This is a genomic window from Phycisphaerae bacterium, assembly GCA_018003015.1.
Taxonomy (GTDB): domain Bacteria; phylum Planctomycetota; class Phycisphaerae; order UBA1845; family PWPN01; genus JAGNEZ01.
In genome coordinates this window covers 61,440-80,099 of sequence record JAGNEZ010000026.1, presented here as the reverse complement: position 1 = coordinate 80,099, position 18,660 = coordinate 61,440, and the positions used below count along the sequence as shown (strand labels likewise).

Sequence of the window (18,660 nt, the reverse complement as noted above, 5' to 3'; positions counted from 1 at the left end):
CCCATCTGCCACGGAGCTCAGCTGCTGGCCGGTGCCGGCGTTCTCAAGGGCCGCTCGTGCAGTGCTTACCCGGCGGTTGGGCCCGACGTGATCCATGCTGGAGGGGCGTACGCGAACATCGCCCTGGACGCGGCTCACGTCGACGGCAACCTGGTCACGGCTCCGGCCTGGCCGGCCCATCCCGCCTGGCTGGCGGCGTTCCTCAAGATCCTGGGGACACACATCGAGCCGTGACCTGCATGATGTCGAACGTATTCAGAGTCAAGCCCCAGGTGGCGGGGACCACCCTAGTTGCCGCGGTGTAGGCTCGTCTCATTCCCAGGCCGAGTACCAGCACGGAATAGAGGATCTGGCGCAGGCTGCGGGCCACGCCGACGGGACGGACATCCACGAGCTCGAAGCCGGTTTTCTCGAGCAGGCGGGTGAGCGTTGCCCGGCTAAAGTAGTGCAGATGCGAGGGCGGATGGATCATTCGCCATCTGCGTCCTCGGATTCGGGCAACCAGGCTCCCGATGTCGCCCGTGGTGACGAAAAGGCAGGCGCCGGGCCTGGAGAGGTTTGCGATGTGGTCCAGGAAACGGTCCGGACGTTCCAGATGTTCAAGCACGTCCCACATGACGGCGACGTCGACCGGTCCACCGATGCTCTCGGTGGTTGCGGCCAGGAAATCGTCGCAGCGGACGTCGAGTCTGAGTTGCTCGCGGGCGTAGCGAACGGCCTCGGGATTGACCTCGAAGCCGACGGTGTCGAAGGACTGTCTCGCCAGGTCCATGAAGAAGCCGTAGGCAGCACCGATTTCGAGCAACCGTCCACTGCGGCATTGCCCGCGAACGGCGTCGAGGCGCGGCCGGAAGTTCCGTTTGAAGAATGCTTCGTCGGCCAGGTAATCCAGGTACTCGCCGCCGGTGAAGTAGTCCCCTTCGTAAAGGCCCCGGGTCTCGGCGGGCGGGTCGAGTCTGGCGGTCACGAAGCCGCACGCCGGGCAGCGCAGGAGGATGTCGAGATGAGGTTCGAAGCCGGTGCGGCCGCAGACCAGGCACTGGATCTCGGCGGCATTCGTCACTTGATCGCCTCACTCATCTTCAGCACGGACTTTCCCTCGCGGAGCCGCTGCTGAAGCCAGGCGACGTCGGTGTCCTGAACGGGCTTGCCCGACTTGGCCGCGGCGGAGGCCGCCAGTCCCGCGGCCTGCCCGATGATCATGTACTGGGGCTCCATCCGCATCGATGAGTAGGCCACATGCGAGGCGGAGAAGCAGACCGGGACCAGGAGGTTGGTGCACTCCGCCGGTCTGGGCAGAACGGTGCGGAAGGCGATTTCGTAGGGCTTGACCCGGACTTGCATGTCACCCTCGTTCTCAAGCATGCCGTCCGGGCGCACGATCCGCTGAACGTGGTGGGAGTCGGAATTGTAGGACCCCATGCCGATCGAGTCGGGCTTCTCGCGGTCGGTCTGCAGATCTTTCTGGATCATGACGTATTCGCCGATCATGCGTCGGGCCTCGCGGATGTAGAGTTGATGCGGCCAGTGCCCGGTGTCGACGAACTCGTCCTTGGCCAGCCCCCACTTGTTCATTTCGTCCCGAATGTGCCCAGGCACCGATGGATCGTTCGCCAGGAAGTAGAAGTAGCCCTGCACATAGCGAAGGTGGTCGTCCCAGATCCGCCGCCGTTTGCCGTAATCGGCCTCGGGGTACTCCCAGCTCTCGCCGATGTAGTCGGTCGAAATCGGCCCGTTGTTGTTGATGTCGGTCTTGCCGTTGGGCATCATGATGATGCTGAGGATCTGACCGAGGCGGAGGTCGTTTCCCTTGATGGCCAGGTAGCGACGCAGAATCTCGTAGCGTGCCGGATCGTATCCTTCGGGCTTGTTGAACGGGACCTGGTTCTCCTTGCGGTTGCACAGGCAGATGCGGAAGTTGTAGGCCTGGACCTTCTGGTCAGCCTGGCCGGTCGTGCCCCGCTCGCCGGGGTAAACCAGGGGGAGGAGCTTGCCGTTCTGGTCGCGGCCGGGGATGGAGACGCTGAACTGGTGGAACTCGCACCGCTCGCGCACGCCGGCCAGAGTCTCGCCATACTGGTTCATACCCTCGCGGCCCCAGGTGTAGCTCACCCTAGCCTGGGCCATGAGGTCGCCTTCGTAGGAGCAATCCAGGAAGACCTTTGCGGCGAAGGTGGCGCCGTTCTCCGTCCGGAAGGTATCGATGCGGCCGTCCTTGAGGCTTACCCGATCGAGGCGGTGCCCGAGCAGCACCTGGACGCCCTTTTCCTTGAGCCAGGTGTTGAAGACCTGCTCGGCGAGGTGGGGCTCGAAGTACCAGGAGAGCGGCTGCCCGTAATGCCGGCCCACCCGCACGAAGAACTCGCGGGACATTCCCCCGATGACGGTCTTGTTGCCGAAATCGGTGGCTCCGAGCCCGCCGGAGACCATGCCGCCGATGTGCCGACCGGGCTCGAGGAGGGCGACGGATACGCCTTCCTGAGCGGCGGCCACCGCGGCGATGGCCCCCCCTGCCGTCCCGCCGTAAACCACGACTTCATAGTACCTTGGTTCAGCGGCACTGCAGGCCGAGGCCGCTCCTGCCACGACCAGCACGGCCATCTGCAGACCGGCCTTGATCTCCGCCTGGGGCGAACGTCTGTTCCAGCTCGAGCTCATGTGGATCTCCCTTATTGCCTCGACGGGCAAGATCTACACAGGATGAGCCGGACGAGCAGGATGTCAATGGGTGGAGCGAACGGGGGCGGTCAGATTCGGGCTCGGTTCAATGGCCGGGGTATGGTCGTGGGTCAGGCGTCGAGCCCGTGACCGGAAGGTGCTCACTCATCGCTGACCGTCCCCAAGGTCTCGTCGGGAACGTCGAGCGGCGGGCGATCGGGGGGCACGGCCGGCCGGTTGCGGTGATGCAGGGCGAGTTCGCAGGCCAAGCGAATGGCGGACTTCATGCTCTCCGGGTTGGCGATGTTTCGATTAGCGATGTCGAAGGCTGTTCCGTGATCGACGCTGGTTCGGATGACGGGCAATCCCAGTGTGGTCTGACAGGCGCTGTCGAAAGCCAGGAGTTTCACGGGGATAAGGCCCTGGTCGTGGTACATGGCCACGACGCCGTCGAAGTGGCCCTGCACGGCGCGCCAGAAGAGGGTATCGGCCGGATAGGGGCCGGCGACGTCCCATCCGACCTCGCGGGCCATGACGACGGCGGGCTCGATAATCCGCTTCTCCTCGTCGCCGAAGAGTCCGTTCTCGCCGGCATGGGGATTAAGTCCGCAGACGCCGATCCGGGGGTTCTCGATGCCGAACCAGTTGACCAAGGCTTCGCCCATGAGATCGATGGGCTGGAAGACCCGGCCGATCGTGAACGAGTTGCGGAGATCGAACAGCGGCTCATGGATGCTGGCCAGGGCCACTCTCAGTTTCTCGGTGACGAACATCATGGTGACGCGGTCGGCATGGAACGCGTGGGCCAGTTTCTCGGTGTGGCCGGGGAACTTGTAGCCCGCCATGGCCCAGCTTTCCTTGCAGATCGGGGCGGTCACGATCCCCTCGAGGAAGCCGTCGCGGGCGCCCTTGATGGCCGCGTTGAGGAATCGCATGGAGGCTTCGCCGCCCTGGGCGGTCGCGTGGCGGATCGCCGGTCCGAAGACGGAGAACTCGTCGAAATCGGCCACGACGGTTCCGCTCTCGATGCGGCTCACCAGTTCGTGGGGCAGGCGGAACCAGTATGGGTTGACCTCCGCCAGGTCGGCGGCGTACTCCAGGCTTTCGGCCAGACCGTAGATGATGAACCGTCCCAAGCGGCGGACAGCGGGATCGGCCAGGGCCTTGACCACGACCTCGGCGCCGATGCCGCCGGGCTCGCCCATGGTGATCCCGATGAGCGGCCGCTTGCCGTGATGGCGCCGGTTGTCGGCTTTGAGGGTCTCGGGGGTGGAGCGACTCATGGCATCACCACCCATTCGCCCGGAGCATGTTGACCGTCAGCGGCTCGCCCGACTCGTTCTCTTTCCACCGCTCCAGGGTGGCGACGATGGTACGAACGAGGACATCGGTCTCGACATTGACGCGGTCCCCGACATTCAGCGAGGCCAGGGTGGTTTGTCGAAGGGTGGTCGGAATCAAGGCGACGCTGAAGGCATGGTGTTCAGCCCGAGCCACGGTGAGCGAGACGCCGTCGACGGTCACCGAGCCCTTGGGGATGATGTAGGGCATCAAGCCGTCGTCGGGCAGGAATGAGGCGACCCACTCGCCGGCGGTGCGGATACGTTCCACCCGTGCGGTCCCATCGACGTGGCCCTGAACCACGTGGCCGTCGAGCCCATCGCCGGGCCGGAGACTGGCTTCCAGGTTCACGCGGTCGCCGACGGTCAGGGCACCCAGCGTACTGTGGTTGAGGGTCTCCGGGACGACATCGAACTCGATGCGGCTTGGATCGCTGCGAACGACGGTCAGGCAGGCGCCGCTCACGCAGACGCTCGCCCCGTCAAGGATGGGACGCCGCAGGTCTGGGGCATCGACCCGCAGGCGCGCGCCGGCAGCGCTCCTTTGCATGGAGCGAACGACGCCCACGGCCTGTACGATGCCTGTAAACATGGCAGACACACCTGCGCATATCGCCTCGCACACATCCCGTCCTTCTTCCATGCTAGTCCGCATCAACGGGTAAAGTCAAGCGAGTATCGGGCGACGGGGCGACGACTCGGCATGCCACATCCAACCCGCGCGGGAGGGCGGATGGAGGCCGCGGTCCGACGCCGGCGGCGGAGTGCTCGGCCGTTCATTGTCAGCCGCCGCGGTCCGCGCCTCCGCCCGGCACCCGCAGAGCGACCGCCAGCCACTTTTAGCTTACTATTACCTCCTCAACACACTATAGGCCTCGTCCGGCCGTTTTGCCGCCTACGTTCGCTTGAACTGCTTCTCGAGATCGCTGAGGGCCAGATTGAGGGACGTTGGCCGGCCGTGGGGGCAGTTGGTCGAACGATCGACGAGATGGCGTTGGGCCATGAGCGATTCGATTTCCGCCGGGGAGAGCGGATCACCGGCTTTGACGGCCGCCTTGCAGGCGCACATGGCGATCAGGTCGTTCATCAGCATTTCTCCGGAGGCGGGCGCATCGCGGGCCACCAGTCGATCGAGGGCGTCACGGACGAAGTCTGCGACCCGTTCGGGGCTCAGCAGCGACGGGGCGGCATGGACGGCGATGGTGCTCGGGCCATAGGGGCTGAGCTCGAAGCCGAGCTGGCCGAACAGCTGCCCATGGGACTCGATCAGGGCGACGTGATCCGGGGCCACATTCACGGTTTCGGGCAGCAGCAAGCGTTGAGACTCGAGGGATCCGCGGCGGATCTGTTCGGAGATCTTTTCGTAGAGGATGCGTTCGTGAAGGGCGTGCTGGTCGATGATGGTCAAGCCATCGTCGCTTTCGGTGACGAGGAACGCCCTGTGAACCTGAATCACCCGGGGTGCACGACCTGCGGGACTTGAGCCGCCGGCCGGAGCACTCCAAACCGGCGGATGCGGCGAGGCGAGCTGGGGCTCGGCCGCGGTTGACCCTGTCTCTCGGTCCCCTGCCGTCGTGGCTGCGGAGTACTCGGCCGGCGTTGATGGCCATGAGGTGCGGACCATCGGCGAGCGCCTGGACCAGTCGCAGCCCGGCTCGCCGGACGCACCTGCGGAGGCTGGGCCGCCCGGCGGCGGCAGATGGCCGGCGGGCAGACTGCGCTTGTAGAATTCGGCGACGGATTGGCGTACTTCGCGGCGGCGGTCGGCATCGAGTTCATCCTGGGTCATGCTGTCGGTCGGGTCGGGAGAGAGGGCCCGCAGACCGGTGGCCGGTGCTGCGAACGGTGCAGGGGCCGGTCGGCCGCCGGGATTGGGGCGGTACTGCGTGGTCAGATTGGCGTTGAGGAAGCGATCGCGCAGGACCGAGAGGACCTGGGAGTAGACGACATTCGAATCCTGCCAGCGGACCTCGCTCTTGGTCGGGTGCACGTTGACGTCGACTGCGGCGGGATCGACTTGGAGGGCGATGAAGAAGACGGGGTAGCGGTTGGCCTCCATGAGTCCGCGGTAGGCCTCGCGGGCGGCGGCGGAGACGAAGCGGTCGTGGATGTAGCGACCGTTGAGGAAGATGTACTGCCACTTGCCGGAGGAGCGACTATCGGCCGGCCGGCCCGCGTAACCGCGGATGTTGAGGCCGCGTTCGTCGCGCGTGAACTCGAGGAGTGAGTCGGCCAGTTCCGCGCCGTACAGATCGGCCACGCGGGAGCGAACATGGTCCGCCGGGCGGAGGTGGTGGATCAGCCGGCCGTTGTGCGTCAGCCGAAACTCGATACCGGGGTGGACCAGAGCGATGCGGGCGACCTGTTCGGTGATGTGTCCCATCTCGGTCTGGGCGGTGCGCAGGAACTTCTGGCGGGCGGGGACATTGAAGAACAGCTCGCGAACCTCGACGGTGGTGCCCGGCGGGCCGCTTGCGGCGATGATGGGTTCGACCTGGTCGCCGGCCATACGGATTTCGTGGGCCTCGTGGGTGTCGGCGCGACGAGAGACGATGCGGAGCTGGGAGACCGAGCCAATGCTCGGCAGTGCCTCGCCGCGAAAACCCATGGTGCGAATCGCGAACAGGTCGCTCTCGCCGCGAATCTTGCTGGTCGCGTGTGGGAGAACGCAGCGGGCCAAGTCCTCGGCGTCCATGCCGGAACCGTCGTCGACCACGCGAGTGAGTCTGCGACCACCCTCTTCGATGGCGATCTCGATGTGGTGGGCACCGGAATCGAGACTGTTCTCGACAAGCTCCTTGACCACGCTGGCCGGACGCTCAACGACCTCGCCAGCAGCGATCTTGTTGACCAGGAGATCGGGAAGAACCTGAATTGACGGCATGCCAGCTCGCACCCCTGAGAGGCCCATCTCCACGATGACGCCCGGCGAGTATAAGGGGCTTGCCGAACAGGGGTCAAACCAATGAAGCGGGCCTGAGGCGGTTTGCCCCAGGCCCGATGGCTTCCACTCGCGTGCGAAGAACGGTGCGTTCAGCGTCGAGACCGGCGGCTGGGGCGCAGGGCCAGGAGGCCGACGATCAGCAACCCAAGGCAGCTCGGTTCCGGGACGTTCACCGCCATGGGCCCGATCCCGTTGCCATCGCTCAAGAGGCCCTCCGGGACCATGAACGCGTCGAACAGGTGGCTGGACGGCTTCTCACCGAGCAGCGCGGCCAGGATCGTGTTGTTAACCAGGGTATTCGTCTCCTCGCTGGTGAGGGCGTGCCCGGTGACCAGCTTGGCGTTCAAGGCATCGATGCTGGCGTCCAGGCCTGCGATCCTGGCGGATCGGCTGCTGAGCTTCTCAAATGGGTTGAACGTGCCGACCGCATCGAAGAAGGGCTTGGTTACGGCGGCGGCGGCATCCGTGTAGATGTTGCCCGAAACCACGATCGGGCCGGCGTCGAAATCGAGGCTCTGCTGGTCATTCCCCAGCCACCCTTTGGCCGTGTAGGTGCCGCGGTTGGAGATCTGGAACGTCTGGTCGTAGAAACCCAAGGCGTTGATTTTCGTGTTGACGTTAATGGCCACGTTACCCGCGGCGGTGAGATTCTGGAAACCGGGGTCAATCTGGAATACGTAGCTCAAGGGGTTGTTGCCGGTAGCCAGGGAGAAGGTGGCGGTCGGTATGCCTCGGGTCGTGTACCCGGCGGCGAGCCGCACCGTGGTCGCCGACGTCGCCCCGAGCGTCAGATCGGCGAAACCGAAGTTGTAGTTCTGACCCACGTAAGGCGCCGCGGCGGCGAAGTCGTACCCCTTGCCCAGGAGGTTCTTCTCAATGCCGACGGTGTTGTCGAATTGGTTGAGGCCGATGAGGAACGCCTTCTTGAGGCTGATGTCTGCCCTGACCGCCGATGCAGGCAGCAATGCGGCGTAAGTGAGTACGGCCACAGTCATGCTCTTACGTAGCGACACCATCACTGACCTCCCATTCTGCCAGGCCTATCAGGCGCGCACCTGGCTCTAATTCCATGGCGCACAAGCAGTAATGTGCATCTCCACCCGGACGACGTCAAGTCGACCGGAGGGGTATCAACCTAACCATCCATCGGCCAAAACCCCGGATACGTTGACGACAAGGCGGTTCCAGAAACGACGGAAGTGATTCGGACCCAGGTCGTCCCAGGGCCGCGGGGTGAATCGTCCGGTCCCCGAGAGAACATAACTCTTTGACAGGGATGATGTTAGCTCCGAACACTCCCCATCAGCGATAGGAATCGAAGCACGCAACGCGTACCCGTCTCGAACTCGCGGACGTGGAAGAACTCGTTGGGACTGTGGACGTTGCAGTCCGGCGAGGAGAAGCCCAGCATGATGCTGTCGGCCCCGAGGATCTTCCTGAACATGGGCAGGATGGGCAGGGTGCCGCCTCCCCGGGTGAGGATGGGTGGCTTGCCGTAGGTTTCGGTGAGGGCCGCGCTGGCCGCCTTCATCCCCGGCGAATCGGTCGGAGCAAGGTAGGCCGCGCAGTTCGAGTGTTCGAGGATGGTGAGTCGCACGGTGGCGGGACAGGCCGTCCGCACGGCCGCGTCGAACGCTTTGGAGATTGTGTCGGGATCTTGATCGCCGACCAGTCGCATGGAGACTTTGGCCGCCGCCCGAGACGGGAGAATCGTCGCCGCCCCTTCGTCGATGTAGCCGCTGACCAAGCCGTTGACATCGAGGGTGGGGCGAGCCCCGTACCGTTCGGTGGTGGTGAAGCCCAGCTCGCCGAAGGGGGCGGGGCTTCCTGTAGCGGCCAGGAGTTGAGCATCGCTCATGCCGTGTCGGGCGAGGGCTTCGCGTTCATCGCTGGAGAGCGGGCGGACGTCGTCGTAGAAGCCAGGAATCGTGACCCGCCCGTTTCCATCGTGCAGCGAAGCCAGGATGCCGGCCAGGACATTGGCCGGATTCGCGACGGTTCCCCCGTACTGTCCGCTGTGCAGATCGCGGGCCGGACCGTCGACGATGATCTCCTTGTAGACCAGGCCTCGGGTCGCGTAATCCATGGCCGGTGTGTCGTCGTCATACCTGCTGGTATCGCTGAGGACGACGTAGTCGCACGCCAGTTCGTCGGCACGTTCGCGGACGAGGTCGGGCAGATGGACTGAGCCGATCTCTTCTTCGCCCTCGATGAGGAACTTGACTCGGACCGGCAGCGGTTCTCCGGTCTCCTTCCAGGAGCGCATGGCCGCCAGATGGGTCATGGTCTGGCCCTTGTCGTCCGCGCTGCCCCGGGCGAAGATGGTCCCGTCACGAATGGCGGGCTCGAAAGGAGGCGATTTCCAGAGTCTGAGGTCGCCCACCGGCTGAACGTCGTAGTGGCCGTAAACCAGAAGCGTGGGAGCGGACGGTCTGCCGGGGAGCGGGCCGCTGTCGCCGAGGACGGCCGGGTGCCCGGCGGTTGGCACCACGCGGGCCTCGATCCCCGCGAGGTCCAGTTGGCCGCGAATCCACTCGGTGCACCAGCGCATGTCGTCAGCATGGATGCTCTGGGCGGAGATAGTCTCAAAACGCAGGAACGTCATGAGGTCCGCGAGGTACGCTTGACGTTTCCGATCGAAGGCCCGCGACCTGGACAAAGATGGTGACGTGGACCAGGTGGATTTCGCCGTGTTCCAGCTGTGTTACAGTGGTTCGGGGATCCCCCTGAACCCGAATTGCGGCGAGTGACCCCTACGGGTCGGCAGGAATCCTGAGCTTTTTTGCCGCGCGACGAGCCGTCGGTTCGCCGCGCGGCTTTTTTGTCGCCGGCCGACTGCGACAGGATCCCCCGACACCGACGCCGCGTCTCTGGCCGGTGAACCGCGGGACAGCGATTGTCGCCCTGTTCCGCTCAATCCCTGGCCGCGATGCGCTCCACTTCTTCAAGCGTGGTCGTGCCGTCAATGACCTTCTTGCAGGCACTTTCCAGCAGGCTCTGGTAGGTCCATTCACCGGCGGCGCGGCGAATGTCATGGATGGTCTTGGTGGTCATGAGAGCGTCGCGCAGGTTGTCGTTGAAGTTGAGCAGCTCGAAGACCGCGGTCCGGCCCCAGTATCCGACATTCATGCACCGGCGGCAGCCGACGTTGGTGTGCAGCAGATCGACACCCTGGCTCTCCATGTTCATCTTGACCAGTTGGCTGGGTTTGGGCCGGTAGGTCCGCTTGCAGTGCGGGCAGAGCACACGAACCAGCCGCTGAGCCAGGCACAGCGAAATCGAGTTGGCGATCATGTACGCCTCGACGCCCAGGTCGAGCAGCCGGAAGATGGATCCGATGGTATCGCGGGCATGCAGGGTGGTGAGGACCAGGTGTCCGGTCATGGCCGCCTGCATGGCCGTCTGGGCGGTCTCGCGATCGCGGATTTCGCCCACCAGGATGACGTCGGGGTCCTGGCGTAGCACCGACTTGAGGATGTGACTGAAGGTCAGCCCCTTGTCGCTGTTGGTCTGGATCTGAGTAATGCCCTCCATGTGGTACTCAATCGGATCCTCGATGGTAACCACGTTGCGGCTCCTGGAGTCGACAGCCCGGAGGGCGGTGTACAAGGTCGTTGTCTTGCCGCTGCCGGTCGGGCCGCTGACCAGCATCATGCCGGCGTCGAGCTGGCAGAGCCCGCGGATCTGCTTGAGCATCAAGGCGGAGAGGCCCAGTTCCTCCAGGTGGGATGGAACACCATAGCTGTCGAGCACTCGAAGGACGAGCTTCTCGCCGTGCATGGTGGGCGTCAGCGACACGCGGCAGTCGATCCGCCGGCTCGCCTCGATGGTCATGCTGCCGTCCTGGATGTTGTGCTTTCCAGTGATGTCGAGCTCGGACAGGACCTTGACCACGCTGAGCAGCGACCGGGCGACGCCAGCCGGTAGGAGGACAACAGGCACCATCTTGCCGTCAATGCGAAAGCGGACCTGGCAGCCGTCGTTGACCGGATCGAAGTGCAGGTCGGTCGCCCGGGCGCGGATCGCCCCGTAACAGAGCAACCGGAGGGTGCGCACCGCCGGGCTGGCCGTCCTGGCGTTCTGTGGGGTGTGTACCGGCTTGTTCGTATGGTCCAGCAGCGAGATCTCGTTGAGCGAGAAACCGGGGTCCTCGCCCGTGGTCCGGAGGTTGTTCAGCTCGCGGCGGGCCTCGTTGACCAGGCGATCCTGGTCCGATGGACCGATTTCGTCCCCCAGGGTGTCCTCTTCGATCACCTCGGCCACCGGGAGGTCGACCTGGGCGTCCACCGTGGTCTCGGACGGCGACACCGGCACGACCGGCGGAATGGACTGCTCGAAGACCCGCAGCGACGTCTGGCCGATGGTGAACGGCTCACCGAAGGGAACGAGGATCTGCTCGACGATCCGCCGGCCCCGGAACTTGGTGCCGTTTCGACTGCCCAGATCGCGAAGCAATGTTCCACCGGCCACCGGGTGAATGCTGCAGTGCGCCCGGCTGGCCCGCTCATCCTCGATGACCACGTCGCTGCCGCCGCTCCGCCCGATGGTGACCTGGCCCGCGGCGAGCTCGAGAACCCGCGTGCCTTCGGGCGTCGTGATCTGGAGTAGGGCCATGTTACTTCTCGGCCGGCTGGCTGGACGGCCCAGCCGGAGTGAAGGTCAGCCGCATCTTGAGGTTGCGGACGTCAATGCTGGCCGACGCTTGCTGATACGCCGCAGCCGAGGCGGCGGCCTTGCCGTGGAGAATCACGCTGTAGCTCTGATTGGGATCGAAGGTCACGTCGAGTGCGTGCCGCTCCAGGCTCGAGGACTGGGCCCGGGCTTCATCACTGACCAGGTGGGCGATGTCCAGATTGGCGAGCGTCCGCTTGCGGCTGTCGAGAACCACAAGCCGCAGTGTCCCGGTTGCCTGCGTCTGGGACGCCGGCTGCGGAGAAGCCCGCAAGGCGTGGGCCAGCTCGAACTCGACCTGGATGCCGACACTGATCGACTTGTTCGATTGGTTGTCGAGAGCATGGCCGACGCGGAACTCGGATGCGGCCCTGCCGCCGTTGGCGGTCTCGGCCAGGGCCCGAGCATCACCCGCCGCAGTGGCGTCCGAGTCCTCGTGAGCGGTACCGTCCGCACCCGGGTCGCGGGTACCCGATTTGAGGTGGATGTTGAACGTCCGGTCGCCGGGCAGGCGAATCGGGTCCGCAAGGGCGACATCTGCGGCAAGCACGGATCGCTGCGTCACCGGCACGGCGACGTCGCCCCCGAAATCGGCACCCCCACATCCGCCAAGCAGCAAGGCAACCGGCCCGAACACCAGCCACACCCAGCGGCCGCTTGTTGTCATCACCCGACCTCCTCACCACGGCTCACCGCTACTGCCACAGGCGCATCTCCCCTCGGCACCAGATTAGCAGGCTCGCGCCGGCGTGTAAATGAGCTTGTCAGAGCGGGTCAAGCAGGTGATCATGCACCGGCGCCACCGGTTGAACCAACCTCGGTCGCGGCCGCTGGCCGGTCGTACGCGGAGCCGGATTGGAGGAAACGCTCTTGGCCGTCAGGGAGATCAACTACCGCCTGGTCGATGCGTTCACCACCCGGCGTTTCCAGGGCAACGCCGCGGCCGTCGTACTCGACGCCGCCGGCCTGACCGACGCGGAGATGCAGCAGATCGCCCTGGAGATGAACCAGAGCGAAACCGCATTTGCCCTGCCGGTGGATCCATGCGGCAACTTCGATCTCGAGATCCGCTGGTTCACGCCCGTCCACGAGGAGCGCATGTGCGGGCATGCGACCATCGCAACGATCCATGCCCTCGCAGAAGCCGGCCGGTTGCCCGCGGCCCAACCCCCGGCCTGCGAACCTGTCAGAATCAAAACCCGTGGCGGCACACTGACCGCCTTGATCGACGAAGAGCACGTCGTTTGGCTGGATCTGGTGGATCCGGTGCTGACGCCGGTGCCGAGTCTCCCGCCCGTCCTTCTGGAACACCTGGGCATCCAAGCAGAATCGATCGACGGCCGGCTGGCGGCGGCCAAAACCCAGGACGGCGACCTGATCGTCTTCGTCAAGGATCTCGTGACCCTGAACGGCCTGCGACCGGCGTTCCGCGAACTGGGCGATCTATGCCAGCAGCAGCGGATTCGGGGGGTCTGCGTCGCCACCACCGCCACGGTCACACCCTCGGTTGCCGTCCAGTCGCGTTTCTTCGCCCCCGCCGCGGGGATCCACGAGGATCCGGTGACGGGCAGTGTTCATGGTCCTTTGGCCACTCACCTGGTCGCGTCCGGCCTCGTGCCCAGGGTCGAGAACCTGGCCGGGCTGCGCTGCGTTCAGTCCTCCGGCACGGGGCGCGCGGGGCTGGTCCGCGTGTTCGTCCAACGTCAGGGGGAATCCCACTGGGCGGCCAGAATCGGTGGCTCGTGCGTCACGACCTGCGCGGGGATTCTGTACGCCTGATTCCCGAGAAGAGCGGCGATCAGGACGTCTTGCCGCCGTCCGGCACGATCCAGCGGCAATGGTTGACCCCCCATTCATTCCTCACCCATCAGGGACGTCGCACTCGACCCGCCGCACCACGCACTGAGCCGAAACAGGGCCTGATCCTTGCCCGCCGGGTCGATCTTGGCCCGCCGGACGGCCGATTCGAGCAGCCCGATCGATCGGTCGTATGTCGCTCGATCCACGGGGAATGGGTGGCCGTCTTTGCCGCCGTGGGCGTAGCTGAAGGCGGCCGGATCGGTCGGCGTCCAAAGGCGGGTGACGTCGAGCCGGCAGGCGGGCTCGCCGTAGATCAACTCCGACAGCAGAGCGAGGCTGCGAATCGTGGCCGGACCCACGCCGGGCAGGCCGAGCAGCGACTCGAAGTCGGCCGGCTGATGCTCGCAGGTCATCCGCAGAACGCGCTCCAGGCGCCGGGGATTGATGTCCGCCCGTTCGACCGGGTGATGGGCGGGCATGAACAGCGACGGCCCCGCGCTCACCTCGCGCAGGACGCGAGCCGGATCCATGCGGGCCAGTTCCGCCGACCGTTGCCGGGAACCTGCGGCCGGTCGGGCCACCATGTTGAGCAGACCAGCCCCCCCGGCCGGAGGCGAGGCTACGGCACTGTGCGGCTCGCACACGAAATCCTCAACCGTGCTGCCGAGCCAATGGTAGCGCCGGGCGTAGCCGTTGGCGTCGTTCATGCCCTGCTGGACCACGCACCAGTCTTCGACCGCGAAGAAGAAGTGGTGGGTGTAGATCTGGTAGCCGTCCTGGACCGCGCTGCTGTCCACCTTGGCCGACATGCGCGAGGCGTGAATGAGCCGGTCGCCGGGCAATCCGACACGATCCGCCACGTCCGCGATCTGATCCGGCGTCTTGCGTGAAGCCCCGCCCTTGCCGCCGGCCACATGCACGCCGAGATCGTCGCCCAGTCGCCGGTAGGCCTCCTTGATCGCTCCGCAGGTTACCGTGGTCAGTCCGCTGGAATGCCAATCGAAGCCCAGCACGCACCCGAACGCCTGAAACCACAGCGGATCGGCCAGCCGCCGCAGCATCTCCCCCGGCCCGCGATCCTCGACGATGAGCTGCACAACCGACCCGGCCAGCCGATGCATCCGATCGAACAGCCAGGCCGGAGCCTTCCCACCATGAAGCGGAAGATGAGCAGTGCTGCGGAGCATGGCAATGCCGAGTGCCAACAGAAGAAGGAGCAGGAAGTCAATACCTCAAAACACAGTGAGTCAGTGCGAGGATCCGCCTTTCTCCGTCCTCCACTCTCGACTCTCAACTCCCTTTCATGGCTCCCGGCAGGGCCTCGATGATGTCCGTGGCGATGAGCGACACCTGGCCCTTGGCCTTGACGGCGAGGTCGCCGGCTCGGCCATGGACCTGAACACCGAACACCGCGGCATCGAAGCAGTCCAGGCCTTGACCCATGGCCGCGGCGATCATGCCGGATAGAACATCGCCGCTTCCGCCGGTGGCCATCCCGGGGTTGCCGGTCTTGTTCACGTAGATCCGCCGGCCGTCAGTAACCACGGTGCCCGCCCCTTTGAGAACGACGACCGACAGGCATTTGGCCTCTGGCTGACGCGCGTTGAGCAGCCGGGCGGTGCGAACGGCGAAACCCTCCCGATCCGCCTGGACCTCGCGGGTGGTCGCCCCGTGCAGGCGGGCCATCTCGCCGGGATGCGGCGTGATCACCGTGCTCCAATGCTCGCGGCAGTCCCAATTCTCGGGCGCCGAGCCGCCGGCCAACCCCGCCAGGTTGAGGGCGTCAGCGTCAACCACCGCCTTGCACCGCCCCCCCTCGCGGAAGGCGTCGATCAGCGCCCAGAGCTGCTGGCCGTACGGAATAGGTGCGAGACCGAGACCAGGCCCGACCACGAGGGCGTCGGGGGTGGCCGCACCTCGAGCCAACAGCGAGCGTCGACCGAAGATCTTGAGGCTCGCAACCGGATCGATCTGGCCATCCGAGGTGGCAGGCAGTTCCATGGTGGTGGCACAAGGGCAGAGCGCCGCCACCGTGGGCAGGATGCAGGCTGGTACGGCAATCGTCACCAGCCCCGCCCCACCACGCAGGGCAGCCATGCCCGCCAAGGCAGGAGCACCGGCCATGCCCAGACTGCCGCCGACGACCAGCACGCGACCGTAATCGCCCTTGTGCCCCTCACTGTGCCGAGCGGGCAATGAAGGGATACGCCGCACCCGCACCAGCGACGAGGATGTCGGAGCCGATTTCATGGCAGGCCTCCCGATCACGCTCCCGATTCCGCTTCCGGAGGAGCGCCGCGCGCAATCAGGGCGGCGATGTAGCCGCCGCCAAAACCGTTGTCGATATTCACCACCGAGACGCCGGCAGCACAGCTGTTCAGCATGGTCAGCAACGGGGCGATGCCGCCGAAACTGGCCCCGTAGCCAATACTGGTCGGCACGCCGATCACCGGGCAGCACACCAGCCCCCCCACCACGCTGGCCAGGGCCCCTTCCATGCCCGCACAGACCACGACCGCCCGGGCCTGCTGAAGCTCGGCAGAGTGGGCCAGCAGACGATGGATACCTGCAACACCCACATCATAGAACTTGCGGGTCGGCTGGTCCATGATCTCGCAGGTCTCGCGGGCCTCCTCCGCCACCGGCAGATCGGACGTGCCCGCAGAGACCACGGCCACAAAACCCTTGGCGGGCGCCGGCGGCTGCTGGCGAACGGTCAGCGTTCGAGCCGCGGGGTTGTAGACCGCCTTGCGGAATCGCCGGCGGACCGCGCGGGCGACGTCCGGATTCGCCCGGGTCGCCAGCAGGTTGCCGCCGCCCGCAAGCCGCTTGCCGGTGATGGCCACAATCTGCTTGGTGGTCTTGCCCTCGCAGTAGATGACCTCGGGAAACCCGCAGCGGATCGCCCGATGGTGATCGACCTTCGCGAAACCCAGATCCTCGAACGGCAGATGCCTGAGTTGAGCCACCGCCTGATCTACGGTCCGACGCTTGGCCCGCACGTCAACAAGCAAATTCCTGATCGCTGCTTCGTCCATGCCGCTATCATATGGCTCATGCGAAGCTAATACCATGCCGGAACACCCTGGGTGCCTGGCAGGCGAGCCCACCCCAGGAAACGCGAAGGCGGGTGAGACCAACCCGCAAGAAGGACGGCGGGCAGGCCAGGGCGGTACCCGCCGCGGTCAACGGCTCGCCAGGCCGGACCAGTCTTCCTCAAACACCAGATGCCCGGAAGTCTCCATCCCCAGCCGCCGATACGTCGCCATCGCCCGATGGTTGTCCTTCTCGACGTACAAACGCAGTCCGCAGACCGAGGGGTCCTGGCGAGCCATGGCCGACAGGTGAGCGTAGATCGATCGGAACACGCCGCACTTCCGGGCGTCCGGGTGCACATAGACGCTCTGGATCCACCAGAACGCTCCGCACCGCCAGTCGCTCCACTCGTAGGTCACCATCGCCTGGCCGACGATCCGGCCGTCGAGTTCCGCCACGAAGAACCGGCACATCGTCGGGCGCTTGAGACCCTCGCGAACGCCGGATAAGACGGTCGCCGGATCGAGCCGGCGATGCTCGGTCTCCTCGGCCATGCGGCTGTTGAAATCGGCGATGACTTCGGCATCCTCCGGGCGGGCATCCCGAACGTGCACCGGTGCAAGTTTCGGCTCATTGCGCATGGGGGGACAAGGTAACGGATCCCAACGAAATCGCCAAGATGGATTGTGATCCCGGCCCGCTTCGGGTCTAATGCCGCCATGACCCACGGCAACGTGCTGCTCGTCAACTCGAACGAAATGCGACCGCCCGTGGCCCCGCTGGCCCTCGACTACATCGGCGACGGGCTGCGGGCGGCGGGCTTCCACGTCCGGCTGCTCGACTTGGCCTTCGCCTCCCGAAAACCGGAGGTGGTCGCGGCGGCGGCAGCGGACGCCGACCCGTTGGTCGTCGGCGTGACCTTCCGCAATACCGATGACTGCTACCTGCCCAGCGGCGCCTACTTCGTGCCTCGCCTGCGCGAACTGGTAAGCACCATTCGATCCGGAACCGCGGCCCCCATCGTCCTCGGCGGATGCGGCTACAGCATCTTCCCGGAGCAGGTCCTCGATGCCGCCGGCGCAGAGCTGGGAATCGCCGGAGACGGAGAAGAAGCCTTTCTCCAATTGGCGACCGCACTCGCGAACGGCACCGACTGGCACACCGTCCCCGGACTCGTTTTCCGTTCAGGCCAGGCGAAGTACACCGTCAACCCCCCGCAATACCGCAACACACTCGACATTCCCTCTTCGCGGGGCACGATCGACAACGCTCGCTATTTCCGCGAAGGCGGCCAGGGGAACGTGGAAACGAAACGCGGCTGTCCGCACCGCTGCACGTACTGCGCCGACCCTGTGGCCAAGGGCCGATCGGTACGCTGCCGGCCGCCAGGCCAGGTGGCCGATGAAATCGACACCCTGCTCGGCAAAGGCGTGAACTGCCTGCACCTGTGTGACGGCGAGTTCAATATCCCCATCGACCATGCCATCGCCGTCTGCGAGGCATTGACCAGCCGCAGACTGGGCGAGCGGGCCCGCTGGTACTGCTACTGCACCGTGTCCCCGTTCACCGCCGAACTGGCGGCCGCCATGCGCGAGGCCGGGTGCGTCGGCATCAACTTCGGCGTCGATTCCGGCTGCGACCGGATGTTGAGCGCCCTGAGGCGCGGCTACACCCGCGAGTCGATCAGAGATGCGGTCAATTACTGCCGCCGGTTGAACCTCGCGGTCATGCTCGACCTCCTCATCGGTGGACCGGGCGAGACCGTGGCCACGACCCGCGAGTCGATCGAGTTCATCAAAGCGGTCGGTCCGGACCGGGTGGGCGCGACCACCGGCGTCCGGGTCTACCCGGGCACAGACCTGGCCGATCTGATTCGATCCCAGGGACCGCTGACACGCAACCCCCACCTGCACGGCCAGGTCGAGGACAACGACAGCTTCCTCGGACCGCTCTTCTACGTCGATCGCGGGATGGGCGAGCGCCCGCTCGATCTGGTCGTCGATCTCATCGGCGGCGATCAGCGGTTCTTTCCGCCGCCGCGGATTCAGGACGCCAGCAACTACAACTATAACGACAACTCGGTGCTGGAGAACGCGATCCAGGCCGGGCACCGCGGGGCCTACTGGGACATCCTCCGCCGCCTGTAGCCGCCTTCTTCCTCGATCGCAGCCCATGGTCGTCGCCCCCGGGCTCGATTACACTGTCGCCATG

At 65.5% G+C, this 18,660-nt stretch carries 16 protein-coding genes; 3 read left to right on the top strand and 13 right to left on the bottom strand.

Annotated features, from left to right (window positions below; genetic code table 11):
- Positions 1-234: DJ-1/PfpI family protein (locus KA354_13140; GenBank protein ID MBP7935585.1), on the top strand; the 234-nt coding region annotated here is incomplete at its 5' end.
- Here KA354_13140 and KA354_13135 read toward each other — a convergent pair.
- The 9 genes from KA354_13135 to KA354_13095 form a co-directional block, all read right to left on the bottom strand.
- On the bottom strand, positions 203-1,063 hold the full coding sequence (locus KA354_13135; GenBank protein MBP7935584.1) for a class I SAM-dependent methyltransferase: 861 nt from the start codon (positions 1,061-1,063) through the stop codon (positions 203-205). The genes KA354_13140 and KA354_13135 overlap by 32 nt on opposite strands.
- On the bottom strand, positions 1,060-2,601 hold the full coding sequence (locus KA354_13130) for an FAD-dependent oxidoreductase (protein MBP7935583.1): 1,542 nt from the start codon (positions 2,599-2,601) through the stop codon (positions 1,060-1,062). Before KA354_13130 ends, KA354_13135 begins: the two co-directional genes overlap by 4 nt.
- A gap of 218 nt (positions 2,602-2,819) precedes the next feature.
- A complete protein-coding gene (pdxA, locus tag KA354_13125) occupies positions 2,820-3,941 on the bottom strand; it encodes a 4-hydroxythreonine-4-phosphate dehydrogenase PdxA (GenBank protein MBP7935582.1) in 1,122 nt (373 codons plus the stop codon).
- A gap of 4 nt (positions 3,942-3,945) precedes the next feature.
- Entirely contained in the window at positions 3,946-4,590 is a 645-nt protein-coding gene (locus KA354_13120; GenBank protein MBP7935581.1) for a riboflavin synthase, read from the bottom strand.
- Between the two features lie 303 nt (positions 4,591-4,893).
- Complete coding sequence (gene mutL, locus KA354_13115) at positions 4,894-6,882, bottom strand: DNA mismatch repair endonuclease MutL (GenBank protein ID MBP7935580.1); 1,989 nt, start codon at positions 6,880-6,882, stop codon at positions 4,894-4,896.
- Positions 6,883-7,031: 149 nt separating this feature from the next.
- Complete coding sequence (locus tag KA354_13110; GenBank protein MBP7935579.1) at positions 7,032-7,958, bottom strand: hypothetical protein; 927 nt, start codon at positions 7,956-7,958, stop codon at positions 7,032-7,034.
- A gap of 266 nt (positions 7,959-8,224) precedes the next feature.
- Positions 8,225-9,547, bottom strand: coding sequence for a dipeptidase (locus tag KA354_13105; GenBank protein MBP7935578.1), 1,323 nt, complete (start codon positions 9,545-9,547; stop codon positions 8,225-8,227).
- Between the two features lie 308 nt (positions 9,548-9,855).
- Positions 9,856-11,556: a Flp pilus assembly complex ATPase component TadA gene (gene tadA, locus KA354_13100; GenBank protein ID MBP7935577.1), complete on the bottom strand. Its 1,701-nt coding sequence runs from the start codon at positions 11,554-11,556 to the stop codon at positions 9,856-9,858.
- Between the two features lies 1 nt (position 11,557).
- Positions 11,558-12,280 carry a hypothetical protein gene (locus KA354_13095; protein MBP7935576.1) on the bottom strand — a complete coding sequence of 241 codons (723 nt, stop codon included), beginning with the start codon at positions 12,278-12,280 and terminating at the stop codon, positions 11,558-11,560.
- A 203-nt stretch (positions 12,281-12,483) separates the two neighbouring features.
- On the opposite strand from KA354_13095, the gene KA354_13090 reads away from it, so the two are divergent.
- Entirely contained in the window at positions 12,484-13,392 is a 909-nt protein-coding gene (locus KA354_13090; GenBank protein ID MBP7935575.1) for a PhzF family phenazine biosynthesis protein, read from the top strand.
- 74 nt (positions 13,393-13,466) lie between these two features.
- Here the strand turns inward: KA354_13090 and KA354_13085 are convergent, their stop codons facing one another.
- From KA354_13085 to KA354_13070, 4 genes are all read right to left on the bottom strand, one after another.
- Positions 13,467-14,600: a DUF763 domain-containing protein gene (locus KA354_13085; protein ID MBP7935574.1), complete on the bottom strand. Its 1,134-nt coding sequence runs from the start codon at positions 14,598-14,600 to the stop codon at positions 13,467-13,469.
- A 103-nt stretch (positions 14,601-14,703) separates the two neighbouring features.
- A complete protein-coding gene (locus KA354_13080; GenBank protein ID MBP7935573.1) occupies positions 14,704-15,663 on the bottom strand; it encodes an NAD(P)H-hydrate dehydratase in 960 nt (319 codons plus the stop codon).
- 14 nt (positions 15,664-15,677) lie between these two features.
- Complete coding sequence (larB, locus tag KA354_13075) at positions 15,678-16,451, bottom strand: nickel pincer cofactor biosynthesis protein LarB (protein MBP7935572.1); 774 nt, start codon at positions 16,449-16,451, stop codon at positions 15,678-15,680.
- Between the two features lie 147 nt (positions 16,452-16,598).
- Positions 16,599-17,090: a GNAT family N-acetyltransferase gene (locus KA354_13070; GenBank protein MBP7935571.1), complete on the bottom strand. Its 492-nt coding sequence runs from the start codon at positions 17,088-17,090 to the stop codon at positions 16,599-16,601.
- 78 nt (positions 17,091-17,168) lie between these two features.
- On the opposite strand from KA354_13070, the gene KA354_13065 reads away from it, so the two are divergent.
- Positions 17,169-18,596, top strand: a complete 1,428-nt coding sequence (locus KA354_13065; protein MBP7935570.1) for a radical SAM protein — start codon at positions 17,169-17,171, stop codon at positions 18,594-18,596.
- Positions 18,597-18,660 lie beyond the last annotated feature (64 nt).